11 protein-coding genes are annotated in these 12700 nt (G+C 64.9%); 8 read left to right on the forward strand and 3 right to left on the reverse strand.

All coding sequences use genetic code 11. The annotated features are described in order from the left end of the window. Positions 1-25 precede the first annotated feature (25 nt). Entirely contained in the window at positions 26-340 is a 315-nt protein-coding gene (locus HBA99_RS11190; protein ID WP_070924423.1) for an SDR family NAD(P)-dependent oxidoreductase, read from the reverse strand. A 103-nt stretch (positions 341-443) separates the two neighbouring features. Further along, positions 444-1601, reverse strand: a complete 1158-nt coding sequence (locus tag HBA99_RS11195) for an FAD-dependent monooxygenase (RefSeq protein ID WP_070924422.1) — start codon at positions 1599-1601, stop codon at positions 444-446. 59 nt (positions 1602-1660) lie between these two features. Between HBA99_RS11195 and HBA99_RS11200 the strand changes: the two genes are divergently transcribed. The 8 genes from HBA99_RS11200 (at position 1661) to HBA99_RS11235 (ending at position 10880) form a co-directional block, all read left to right on the forward strand. Continuing rightward, positions 1661-2530: a LysR family transcriptional regulator gene (locus HBA99_RS11200; protein WP_070951042.1), complete on the forward strand. Its 870-nt coding sequence runs from the start codon at positions 1661-1663 to the stop codon at positions 2528-2530. Positions 2531-2733: 203 nt separating this feature from the next. Beyond that, positions 2734-3477 (forward strand): GntR family transcriptional regulator, encoded by a 744-nt coding sequence (locus HBA99_RS11205; RefSeq protein ID WP_030095682.1) that lies wholly within the window; start codon positions 2734-2736, stop codon positions 3475-3477. Positions 3478-3485: 8 nt separating this feature from the next. Beyond that, positions 3486-3713, forward strand: coding sequence for a 4Fe-4S dicluster domain-containing protein (locus tag HBA99_RS11210; RefSeq protein ID WP_030095683.1), 228 nt, complete (start codon positions 3486-3488; stop codon positions 3711-3713). Between the two features lie 13 nt (positions 3714-3726). Continuing rightward, positions 3727-5124 carry an ABC transporter substrate-binding protein gene (locus tag HBA99_RS11215; protein ID WP_070951041.1) on the forward strand — a complete coding sequence of 466 codons (1398 nt, stop codon included), beginning with the start codon at positions 3727-3729 and terminating at the stop codon, positions 5122-5124. Then, positions 5121-5999, forward strand: coding sequence for an ABC transporter permease (locus tag HBA99_RS11220; protein ID WP_109494095.1), 879 nt, complete (start codon positions 5121-5123; stop codon positions 5997-5999). Before HBA99_RS11215 ends, HBA99_RS11220 begins: the two co-directional genes overlap by 4 nt. Next, on the forward strand, positions 5996-6739 hold the full coding sequence (locus tag HBA99_RS11225; RefSeq protein WP_070951040.1) for an ABC transporter ATP-binding protein: 744 nt from the start codon (positions 5996-5998) through the stop codon (positions 6737-6739). Before HBA99_RS11220 ends, HBA99_RS11225 begins: the two co-directional genes overlap by 4 nt. After that, positions 6739-9420 (forward strand): fumarate reductase/succinate dehydrogenase flavoprotein subunit, encoded by a 2682-nt coding sequence (locus HBA99_RS11230; RefSeq protein WP_070951039.1) that lies wholly within the window; start codon positions 6739-6741, stop codon positions 9418-9420. Before HBA99_RS11225 ends, HBA99_RS11230 begins: the two co-directional genes overlap by 1 nt. A gap of 107 nt (positions 9421-9527) precedes the next feature. Next, complete coding sequence (locus HBA99_RS11235; protein WP_193601872.1) at positions 9528-10880, forward strand: salicylate synthase; 1353 nt, start codon at positions 9528-9530, stop codon at positions 10878-10880. Between the two features lie 71 nt (positions 10881-10951). On the opposite strand, the gene HBA99_RS11240 is transcribed toward HBA99_RS11235, so the two are convergent. Then, positions 10952-12616 (reverse strand): (2,3-dihydroxybenzoyl)adenylate synthase, encoded by a 1665-nt coding sequence (locus HBA99_RS11240; protein ID WP_070951038.1) that lies wholly within the window; start codon positions 12614-12616, stop codon positions 10952-10954. Positions 12617-12700 lie beyond the last annotated feature (84 nt).

A 12700-nucleotide genomic window follows, 5' to 3' on the forward strand; every position in this document is an offset into this window, starting at 1 on the left:
TGCCGCCGAAACGGGTCGATCGGCTCTAGGAGGCGAGCCGCAGTCGCGGCATGTGCCGGCCCGCGGCAGCATCCAGAATCGTGGTGACGGTGCCGAAGCGGTCGGTCGCGCGCCGGCACAGCTCGCGTAGCTGGCGCGGGTCGGTGGCATCGGCGGCGATGGCCATGACCTCATCTGCACCATAGCCGTGCAGCATCCTCGTCAGATCGGTGGTGTGCCTGCCGCAGATGACCACCCGGTGCCCGTTGCGCACAAGTATCCGCACAATTTCACGTCCGCTCTGATCGTCGGCGTTGAGGACGACGACAACATCGGGGCCGGGGGTCGTGTCGATCTGCATGTCCTCATTGAGCCAGCGATTCCTGGATTTCGGGTGTGAGCGCCATGTGGATTGGTTGGATGACCTCCGCCGTTGATTCCATTCACACCGAGTCCGCCGCGGATCAGGCCCTTGTGCGCTGCCGGTAGGACTGCGCCAGCTTCTGCAGCCCCTCCGCCGACTCTTCGCCCCAGGATTTCAGCATCGCGCGATTGGCCAGCACCACATCGCGGGTGGCGGTGATCCGCTGAGACTCGTATTCGGCCAGACCGCGTGCGGGATCGTCGCGGAATTCGGACAGTGCCTGTGCCAGCGAACGGGCGTCGACCACGGCCTGCGATCCGCCATTGGCTCCCAAGGGATACATGGGGTGGGCGGCATCGCCCAGCAGGGTGACGTGTCCCTGACCCCAATGGGTCAGCGGGTCGCGGTCGACCATCGGGTATTCGACGATGCGCTCGGTAGCGCGAACCATTCGGTCGAGGTTCAGCCAACCAAAGTCCCAGCCCGGGAAGTGATCTAGCACCTCATCGGGGGTGACGGGGTCGTTCCAGCGCGCCCCGGCCGGTAGTTCGCCGGAGGGATCGGTGCGTGCCAGGGCTACCCAGTTCACAGTGCGGTCGCTGATTGGGTAGGCGATGAGTTCGTGGTTGGTGTCGTCGTGGGCGGCGATCATGGCCTTCCCGGTCAGGAAGGGGCCGACATCGGAGGCGCCGCGCCACATCCGCACGCCTGACCAGCGCAACGGATTGACCGGATGCAGCTGTGTGCGTATCACCGAGTTCACGCCGTCGGCACCGATCAAGACGGTGCCGGTGATGTCCCGGCCAGTGGTGCGCACGCGGACTCGGTCTCCGTCGCTGTCGAATCCAAGAACTCGGTTGCCGGTCTGAACTGCTTGGGGGCCAATGCGTTCCCTTACGGCGTTGAGAAGCATGAGTTGCAACTGGCCGCGGTGCACCGAGATCTGTGGATGGAGGTAGTCGCCCGCCAGGCCCCGTGGTTCGGTGTACAGGATGGTGCCGCGCTTGTCGCAGAATCTGATCTCTGTGGTGGCGATGCCCATACCCATCAACTGCGCACCCAAGCCCAGTTCGGTGAGCGCACCTACCGCGTGCGGAAGCATGTTGATGCCCACACCCAACGGCTTGACTTCACGTGCACCCTCGAGCACCTTCACATCAAACCCTTTGGTGTGCAAGGCTAATGCTGAGGTGAGTCCACCGATGCCGGCTCCTGCGATCACGACTGATGTCTCATTTGTGCTCATGTATTCCAGCATCGGATGGCTTCTTGCAGAAGTCCAAGATCTATTAGTTGCTAAATCTATAATCAAATCTTATGGAGATTCATCAGCTGCGCTACCTGCTAGCGGTCGCGGACGCATCGAGTTTCACCAAAGCCGCCGCCGCCATGCATGTCGCCCAGCCGGGTGTGAGCGCTCAAATCCGGCTTCTGGAGCGCGAACTAGGGCAGGATTTGTTTGATCGATCGGGGCGTCGGGTCCGCCTTACCGATGCGGGCGAGGCGGTAATTCCTTATGCGCGAGCCGCTCTCGCTGCGGTTGCCGGGGTGCGTGAGGCGGCAGACGAGATTGGCGGACTCCTCCGCGGGCATATCGCGTTCGGCACCGTGACGTCGCATGGCGTAGACCTATCATCGCTGCTCTCCGCGTTCCATCGTGATCACCCGGCCATCACCATCACCCTCACCGAGGCGGTGCGCGAGGACCTTGTTACCGGGTTGCGCGATGGCAGGCTGGACGGGGCGATTGTGGCGCTGGGGGCGCAGCAGCTTGAGGGGCTGGGATTACAGGTCATCGACGATCAGCCCTTGGTGGCGGCGTTCGCGGCCGATGACCCGTGGGCGAAACGGCGCACGGTCACGCTCGAGAGGCTCTGTGAACGCACCCTGATCTGCCTGCCCACCGGCAGTGGTGTGCGGTCGATCCTGGAAACCGCGTGTCGATCGGCAGGCCTCACCCCGAATGTGGCCTTTGAAGCGAGCTCACCGCGAGCGTTGGTAAGCCTTGTTGAGCAGGGACTCGGAGTGGCGGTGGTACCTGCCCCGTACGTCCGGAGCCGGCACGGGGTGGCGGCATCGGATATCCGGCCCGCGCTGCGCGGCAGACTTGCACTGGCCTGGCGCCTCGGCGGTCCGGCCGGCCCTGCGGCGCGGGTCTTCCTGGAACGGGCCCGCGCCGCTCTCTGACTGCCGTTCCGATCACTCTGAATCCAATCCGGCGCCGCGGGCGACGGTGGCGCAATGGTGCGCATGCGACCGTCCGTTGCAGGTAGGGGCGGGTAGGAACCGGCGCATTGAAGCCGACCTGACAGATATCGAATTCATCCGCCAGATGGCCACTGAGCTGGCCTTTAGCGTGTTGGCGAGGTTATCTCACGTCAGGAGGACTGGTGGCTGCTGCCGAGCCCACGCCATTGCGCCGCCCGCGCGCCGATCAGGCGCGACTGGTGGCCGATGTGCTGCGTCACCAGATCCACGCCGGCGCATACGCCGACGGCGGCCTGCCGAGCGAGCACGACCTGGCCGCGGAGTTCTTCGTTTCGCGCAACACCGTCCGCGAGGCGCTCACGACGCTGAAAGAGGAAGGCCTCATCGAGCGGGGTCCGCGTACCGGTACCCACGTGGCGCTGCGGAAGTACGAGCACGGCCTGGACGCGTTGCTGGGGCTGAAAGAAACATTCAAGGGATACGGCGAGGTCTGGAACGAGGTTCGCGTCATTCAGGAGGTGAACGCGCCTCCCGCGGTCGCGCACAGGTTGCGCCTTGATCCCGGCGCGCGGGTCATCTTCATCGAGAGGTTGCGATACCTCGGAGACCTACCGCTGAGCCTGGACAAGACCTATCTGACCTCGGATGTGGGGGAGGCGGTCATCGAGCACCAGCTCGAGAGCAACGACGTCTTCGCCCTGATCGAGCGCGTCACCGGACACAGATTGGGATCGGCCAACTTGGCCCTGGAGGCGGTCTCGGCGGATTCGCATTCGGCCGCGACGTTGCAGGTACCCGATAACGCACCGCTACTGCTCCTGGAACGACTGACCCACCTCGACGACGGGACCCCCGTCGACCTCGAGTACATCCGAATGCGCGGTGATCGAATCACTTTGCGCAGCAATCTACTAAGGGATATCTGAGGCTTCGCATGACATTGGTCAACAACCGTATCGACGTTCCGGTCACCATCGACGAGTCGCTGTGCATCGAGGGCTGCACGTTGTGTGTCGACATCTGCCCCCTGGACTCGCTGGCCATCAATCCCGAGAACGGCAAGGCATTCATGCATGTCGATGAGTGCTGGTACTGCGGACCGTGCGCGGCCCGCTGTCCCACCGGTGCGGTCACCGTCAACATGCCCTATCTCATCCGTTAAGTCAGGACAGCTCATGAAGAGAACAGCCCTTCTCTCCGCACTTCTTCTCACCGTCGTCACCGGCTGCTCGCTGGATTCCGGGTCCGGCTCGGCCAATGAAGTGACAGTCGTCGTCGGATACCAATCAAAGACCATCAACACCGTGACCGCGGGCACGCTGCTGCGGGCGCAGGGCTACCTCGAGAAGCGGCTCGCCGAGGCCGGATCGCGCACCGGGACCAAGTACACGGTGCAGTGGCAGGACTATGACACCGGAGCGCCGATCACCGCGCAGATGCTCGCCGAGAAGATCGACATCGGCTCGATGGGCGATTACCCGCTGCTGATCAACGGATCCAAGACCCAGACCAACGAGAAGGCACGCACCGAACTCGTGTCGATCACCGGTTACAACGCCAAGGGCGCACTCAACATGGTTGTAGTGCCACCGAATTCACCGATCACCACGCTGCCCGAGCTGAAAGGGAAGAAGGTGTCCGCCAGTGTGGGCTCGGCGGGGCACGGCACGTTGGTGCGCGCGCTGCGCAACGAGGGTCTGGACCCGGCCAAGGATGTCGAGGTGTTGAACCAGCAGCCGCAGGTCGGTGCCTCTGCGCTGGAATCCGGTCAGGTGCAAGCGTTGTCACAGTTCGTGGCGTGGCCGGGGCTGCTGGTCTTCCAGAAGAAGGCCAAGCTGCTCTATGACGGTGCCGAGCTGAACGTTCCCACCTTCCATGGGGTGGTGGTGCGCCGTGACTACGCCAAGCAGCATCCGGAGGTGCTGGACGCCTTCCTGCAGGCTCAGCTTGATGCAACCGATTTCATCCACGAGAAGTCTCTGGAGGCGGCGCGCCTCGTGGCCGAGGGCAGCGGCCTGCCGCAGGAGGTGGTGTACCTCTACAACGGGCCCGGTGGTACATCGTTCGATACCACCCTCAAGCCCTCTCTCATCGAGGCCTTCAAAAGCGATGTGCCCTACCTGAAATCGATCGGTGACTTCGCCGATCTGGACATCGATCAGTTCGTGCAGGATGGACCGCTGCGCCAGGCCTACACGACGCGCGCCAAGAACTACGAGACCGAACTGGCGGCCAAGGCCAATCCGCTGGTGCTGCAACCGGACGCCGGGGCAGATCCGGGCCAAGCCGCCGAAATCTGGTTCGATGGTAAGGATTCCACGCAGGTATATGCGACGGCGCAGGAGCTGTTGAAGGCCGTGAACGCGGCGAACGCGTCCGGCCAGAAGATTCGCGCCGCCTATATCTCCGATGCCGAGTTGGGTACGCGGTGGTTCGCCGATCATGCCTGGTGGGTTCGCGACTCGGCCGGGCTACGTCCGTTCACCACGAACGCGGGTGCCACCCGGTACATCTCTACTCATCCCGGCGCGACACCCTTGGATTACGCACAGGCTCTGGCGGCGGCATCATGAGCAGCCTGCCCATCTTGGAGGCGCGACCGCGAGCGATCGCGGTGCCCCCCGCCGGTGACCGGATCGGCGAGGCCGCGCGTACCCGTCGGCTGGGTTCTCGCTACCTGGCCTGGGGTATCCGGGCCTCGTCCGTGGCTGCGGCGGTACTGCTCTGGCAACTTTTGACGGTCAACAAGGTGCGTTTCGGTCTGCGATTCGACACTCTTCCCACGGTCACCGAGATCGTCTCGGCCCTCGCTAAACATATTGGGACCGAGCAGTATTGGCTGGATCTTGGCCAGTCCACCATTCGGATTCTCACCGGTTTCGGCCTGGCGGCGGTGTTCGGCGTCATCACCGGAATCTGGCTGGGGCGTTCTCCGCTGTTCGCGAACATCGTCGGCCCGTTCACCGAGTTGGCTCGCCCAATTCCGGCGATCGCGATCGTGCCGGTGGCCATCCTGCTGTTTCCCAGCGATGAGGCAGGGATCGTGTTCATCACATTTCTCGCGGCCTACTTCCCCATCATGGTGAGCACGCGGCACGCGGTGCGTGCTCTGCCCACGCTGTGGGAGGACTCGGTCCGCACCCTGGGCGGCAGCCGCTGGGATGTGCTGCTCCGGGTGGTGTTGCCCGGCAGCCTTCCGGGAGTCTTTGGCGGTCTCTCGGTAGGCATCGGTGTCGCGTGGATATGTGTGATCTCCGCCGAAATGATCTCGGGTCGTTTGGGTGTCGGGTACCGGACGTGGCAGTCGTACACGGTGCTGGCCTATCCCGATGTGTTCGTCGGGATCATCACCATCGGCGTTCTCGGATTCCTGACCTCGGCGGCCGTCGAGCTGATCGGTCGCCGGGTGACGCGGTGGTTACCCCGCGCCGAGGAGGCGCGCTCATGAGTGCCTCCACCCTCGTCCTTGACGGGGTCACCCTCGGATACGGCGGCCGCACCGTCGTGAACCGTCTGAGCCTGACGGTGCGCCCCGCGGAAATTCTTGTCCTGACCGGACCGTCGGGTTGTGGCAAGTCCACCGTGCTGCGCGGGCTGGCCGGGCTGCTCGCACCCGACTCGGGCACCATTCACGCCGACGGCGAGAAGGTTGTCACCACCTCCCGGCACCGTGCCATGGTGTTCCAGGACAACGCGTTGTTGCCCTGGCGCACAGTGCAATCGAACGTGGAGCTGGCCCTCAAGCTGGGCGGTGTGCCGCGTGCGGGGCGGCGCCAGGCGGCACAGACCTGGATCGATGACGTCGGTCTGACGGGCTTTGAAGACTACCTGCCCAAGAGCCTCTCGGGTGGCATGCGCCAACGTGTTCAGCTGGCCCGCGGCCTGGCTGGTGCTCCGCGTGCGGTCATGATGGACGAGCCGTTCGGAGCACTCGACGCTCAGACTCGCGCCAGCATGCAGCGCCTGCTGATCGATACCTGGCGCAGCCATCCCACCACGGTGGTGTTCGTGACACATGATGTGGACGAGGCGCTGCTACTCGGCGACCGAATCGCCGTCCTGGGCCGCGCTGGTCAGCCGCTGCGTGCGCTGCTGGATGTTCCCGATCCCCGTGAGGCCGACAGCGATCGGAGCGCGCTGCGCGCCGAAATCCTGGCCGCACTGAACCATACGGAGCTTGTCGCCTGATGCAGATCCCTGAACTTGACAGTGCCATCCGGCTGGACTGTGACGTCCTGGTCATCGGCGGTGGAACCGCCGGAACCATGGCGGCGCTGACCGCGGCCGAGAACGGCGCCCAGGTGATTCTTCTCGAGAAGGCACATGTGCGGCACTCCGGTGCGCTGGCGATGGGTATGGATGGTGTGAACAACGCCGTCATCCCCGGCAAGGCCGAACCCGAGGACTACGTCGCGGAGATCACCCGCGCCAACGACGGCATCGTGAACCAGCGCACCGTGTATCAAACGGCGACACGCGGTTTCGCGATGGTGCAGCGCCTCGAGCGCTACGGGGTCAAGTTCGAGAAGGACGAGCACGGTGAGTACGCCGTACGGCGCGTGCATCGGTCGGGCTCCTACGTGTTGCCGATGCCCGAGGGTAAGGACGTCAAGAAGGCGTTGTACCGCGTGCTGCGGCAGAAGTCGATGCGAGAGAAGATTCGCATCGAAAACCGCGTCATGCCGGTGCGGGTACTCACCGATGAAGGCAGAGCTGTCGGCGCCGCGGGTTTCAACACCCGTACCGGTGAATTCGTCACGGTCGGCGCGAAAGCGGTGATCCTGGCCACGGGGCCGTGCGGCCGCCTAGGTCTGCCCGCCTCGGGTTACCTGTACGGCACGTATGAGAATCCGACCAACGCGGGGGACGGGTACGCGATGGCGTACCACGCCGGGGCCGAGCTGTCGGGCATCGAGTGCTTCCAGATCAATCCGCTCATCAAGGATTACAACGGTCCGGCCTGTGCGTATGTGGCCAACCCATTCGGCGGCTATCAGGTGAATGCCCGGGGAGAGCGCTTCGTCGACTCCGACTATTGGTCCGGCCAGATGATGTCCGAGGTCAAGAACGAAATCGAGTCCGCACGCGGTCCCATCTACCTCAAGGTGACTCACCTGCCGGATGAAACGTTGTCGGCGCTGGAGAGCATCCTGCACACCACCGAGCGGCCCACCCGCGGCACCTTCCACGCCAACCGCGGACATGACTACCGCACCCATGACATCGAGATGCACATCTCCGAGATCGGTTTGTGTAGTGGTCATTCGGCGTCGGGCGTGTGGGTGGATGAGCATGCGCGCACCACGGTGCCCGGCCTATATGCGGCCGGAGACCTGGCCTGCGTGCCGCACAACTACATGATCGGCGCCTTTGTGTATGGAGATCTGGCCGGCGAGCATGCGGCCTCGACGCTGTCGAAAACGCCTGCACCGCTGGAGTTCCCCGTCGACCAGGTCAAGGAGGCTCATGAGCTGATCTACCGTCCGTTGCGCCACCCGGACGGGCCTCCGCAGCCTCAGGTCGAGTACAAGCTTCGCCGCTTCGTCAACGACTATGTGGCCCCGCCGAAGACGGCGGCCAAGTTGTCATTGGCGGTGCAGACATTTGAGCGAATGGCCGACGAGGTAGGTCAGATCGGCGCGCGCACCCCGCATGAGCTGATGCGGGCGGCCGAAGTGTCGTTCATCAGGGACTGCGCTGAGATGGCGGCGCGCTCGTCGCTGACTCGCACCGAATCACGGTGGGGCCTCTACCACGACAGGGCAGACCTGCCGGACCGTGATGACGAGAACTGGCGCTATCACCTTAACCTGCGGAAGACCTCTGACGGCGCCATGGACTTCGTGAAACGGCCCGTCGCACCCTATTTCGTCCCGGTCCCGGGTCTCGACGACCTGCCGTCGGGGGAGACCGATCCGATCCCAGTGCATCAGCCCGAACTGCTGGGCGGAAAGGCGCCCGCCGCTCGTCTCTTGAACGTGATCGCCGCCGAGGCCGAGCAGCCGCCGTCGCCGCGGATCGCCGCGGTGTTGTCCTTGGAGGCGCCCACCGTCGAGGAGCTGCTGCAGTACCTCGTCGACGACGATCCGGGCGTGCGCCGCACTGCCATCGCCTCGCTCACCGAGCACATCCCCGCGGGTTACGAGGGGGCCCTGTTGAATGCGTTGGGGGACAGCGATGCGTCCGTGCGCCGCACCGCCGCCGACGGAGTGCGCGAGCTTGTCGAGGTACTCGAGGATCCCGCCGCGATTGGCGATCATGTCAGCGCATCCGATCCGTTGGTGCGTAGCACCGCGCTGTACGTGGCGAGTGCCCGGAAGGTCGGTGACCCCGCCGCCTACGTCGCGTCGGTGCGCGACTCAGATCACCGGGTCCGGATCGAGGCCGTACGTGCCCTGGTGTCAGTGGACGACGCGGTGTCCATCGCCACCGCTGCCGAAGATGAGAACCGTGAGGTGCGGATTGCCGTAGCCAACGGGCTTGCGAAGTTGGCTGCCGGTAGCGCGACGGTGCGGATGCTGGTGCGTGACCGCGACCCCTTGGTGCGGGCCGCGGCGTTGACGGCTGTTGGTGCGCTGGGCGTCGACGACCAGATCTTCGATGCCGTACGGGAGGCGCTGAAGGCTCCGGCCTGGCAGATCCGTCAGGGTGCGGTGCGTGCGTTGGCCGGAGCGGATCCGGGGCAGGCCGTACCGCCGCTGGCGCGCGCCCTGGACGATCCACATCTGGATGTACGGAAGTCGGCGGTGTTGAGCCTGAGTCAGTGGGCCTCCACGGAGCCCACCGTCCGTGACGCGCTGACCGGTGCGTTGCAAGATGGCGACGCTGACGTGAGAGCCTATGCGCGACAAGCACTTGCGGCCGGCTGACAGGAGCGCCGAAGCACACTGGATTGGGCTTGGCAACGTGGCGGAGGTCATGTACGGGCGGGTACCAGGGCCACTTAGCATAGGCTAGGCTTACTCAGGTGTCGAAGATGAGTACGGTCGTAGATTCCGGTATCGGCGCCCAGACCTGGGTTTCTGTGCAGGAGGGGTTGCCGGACGGTTTCGCGCCGGCCGACCTCGCCGGCGTTCTCGCGCAGGAAATCCCCGAGCGTAACGGCGACGAATATCTGATCTACGAACGTGATGGCGAGTGGGTGCTCGCCATCGGCGCCCGCGCCTCCGTCGAACTCGACAGCGACGGACTGCGCATCATCCGTGACGGGGCCGTGGAGCAGCGCGGTTGGTCGGGGCATCCCGGCGCCGCTCTGGAACAAGCCGTGAATGAGATCTCCGACGGCGTGCACCGCGTCTTTGGGTGGGTTGCGTTCGAGTTCGGCACCTACCGCTTTGGCCTGCAGCACCGGCTGACCCCCGGCACGCCGATGGCTCGGGTCTTCGCCCCGCGCGCGGAGGTCGTGATTACCGGTGACGGAGTGTCGGTCTGTGAAGAGAGCTATGTCGACGAGATTCGGCGGGTGCTCGACCAGGGCGCCCCGCCCGCGCCCGCGCCGGCGTCGATCGACCTGATTCCGGACCCATCCGACTACCGTGGCCGCGTGGGCATCGCTACTGCCGAGATCCGATCGGGCCTGTACCACAAGGTGATTCTGTCGCGGCGTGTGGAAGTGCCGTTCGCTATGGACTTCCCGTCGACTTACCGTCTGGGCCGTCACAACAACACGCCGGTGCGTTCGTTCCTGCTGCGGCTCGGCGGCATTCGTGCCCTCGGCTACAGCCCTGAACTCGTGGCCGCCGTGGAGGCCGACGGCACCGTGATCACTCAACCGCTTGCCGGAACCCGTGCATTCGGCCGGGGAGAGGACGCAGATCGGGTAGCGCGCGACGACCTGGAATCGAATGCCAAAGAGATTGTGGAGCACGCGATTTCCGTGCGCAGCTCACTCGCCGAACTCGGTGAGGTGGCCGAAACGGGCAGCACGAAGGTGACAGACTTCATGACCGTGCGTGAGCGCGGGAGCGTGCAGCATCTGGGATCGACCGTCAGTGGGGAGCTCAGTGCCGGGATGACCCGGATGGATGCGCTCGAGGCGCTCTTCCCGGCCGTCACCGCCTCGGGTATCCCCAAGGCGGAGGGCGTCGATGCCATCCTTCGGCTCGACGACCATCCACGTGGCCTCTACTCCGGCGCGGTGCTGATGATGTCTCCCGATGGCGGACTGGATGCGGCGCTGACGCTACGCGCGGCCTACGAGCAGGACGGGCAGGCCTGGCTGCGTGCGGGCGCGGGCATCATCGAGGCATCGACGCCGGACCGCGAGTTCGAAGAGACCTGCGAAAAGCTCGGAAGCATTGCGCCTTACGTGGTTCAGCGCGAGGGGTAATCGTCTGCCGCCGGTCGCGCACGCACAACGCGTGCTTGAGTGGCTGAGATCGGCACCCGATCGGCTGAGGCTTAGCCCGTCAACGAGGCGAGCAGGGCGCGTTTGTCGATCTTGCCCACTGCGGTGAGGGGCAGCGAGGGGACCGCCACCAGTTTGTCGACTCGCGAGTGTGCGGCGGCACCGCGGTCCTGTAGGTGCTGATTCAGCTCGGCGGCCGCAACCGGCTTTCCCTTGAACACAATTGCGGCACAAACAATCTCACCGAGATACTGATCCGGTAATCCGACTGCGGCGGCAGCGTAGACCGCCGGGTGAGTCTGTAGGTGCGATTCGAGGTCCAATGCGGCGATGGACTCCCCGCCGCGCAGGATGACGTCCTTGATGCGACCAGTGACTTCCAGATAGCCACCCGGTCGCGCCCGTACCCGATCGCCGCTGCGGTAGAAGCCGTCGGCGGTGAAGGAGCGCATGTTGTCGGCCTCAGCCCGGTAGTACCCGTTGAGTGTGTACGGACCGCGGACCAACAGCTCACCTGCCTCACCCGGGGCCACCTCGGCGCCGTCCTCGTCGACGATGCGAACCTCGTCGGCCTCACACATGGGTCGGCCCTGGGTGTTGTCGAGGACGTCCGAGGGGTCTCCGGGACGGGTCAGGCACAGTAGGCCCTCCGCCATACCGAAAACCTGCTGCAATCCCGGGGTGAGTGATTCTCGAACCGTGCGTGCGTCCTCGGCGCCGAGCTTCGCACCGCCCACCTGAAGCAGCCGCAGTGTTTCCGGCAGCACGGGCTCCCAGGCGGTGGCCTGTGCCCAGAGCTGGGCGAGCGATGGCACCAGCGCCGTCACAGACACCCGGTGGCGCGTGATGGTCTCAAATGCCGACTCCGGGCTCGGATCCGAAAGGAAAACCGTAGTGGCACCTGTGCTTATCGCGCCGATGAGACCAGGACATGCCAGTGGGAAATTGTGACCGGCGGGCAGCGCCACGAGGTAGACATCGTCCTCGGTGAGGCCGCACACCTGTGCGGCCCGCGACGCGTTGTAGACGTAGTCCTCATGGGTGCGGGGGATGAGTTTGGGTGCCGCGGTGGTGCCACCCGAGACCAGCAGCAACGCCGGGTGGTCCGTCTGCGCTGTCGGTAGGTCACCTTGAACCTCAACGCTTTCCAGCAACCCTGACCAGGCGGTGAAGCGGTCGGGGGCATCGGCCGGTACGTCACCATCGATCACGATGTGGCGCAGGCAGGCATGCTTTGTGGATAGCTCGACGGCCAGTGCGCTGTAGTCGAACCCGCCAGCGGAATCGGTGATCACCAGGGCGACGGCATCGGCAACCTCGATGAAATGAGACAACTCAGCGGCGCGGTGTCCCGGCAGGCACATGATCGGTATCGCGCCAGCACGCATCAAACCGAAGAATGCGACCGCAAATGATGTCCGGTTGGGAAGCTGCAGCAGTACACGGTCGCCGGGGACGATGCCCAGTCGGGTGAAGGCATGCGCCGCGCGGTCGGCGGCCACGTCGAGCTCGCGGTAGGTCATCGCGTGGTGCTCGTCGATAACCGCGGGATGATCGGCACGTCTGGCGGCGGTCGTGCGCAGCAGCGACTCGACGGTCCTTCCGGTCCAGTACCCGGCCGCGCGATATGCGTCGGCACGCGCCGCGGGAAAGGGTACAAAGCCTTCCGCCGCGGCCGCTTCAGCCGAAGGGATGGGGGTCGATGTGGCCTGAGTCATCGCAGCTCCTCGTGGGTGACCCCTCGCAGTCTAGATAGGGTAGCCTCCTCGTAGTTAGGGCAGCCTGTACTAAGAGCGAAAACG

Source organism: Mycobacteroides chelonae (assembly GCF_016767715.1).
Taxonomy (GTDB): Bacteria; Actinomycetota; Actinomycetes; order Mycobacteriales; family Mycobacteriaceae; genus Mycobacterium; species Mycobacterium gwanakae.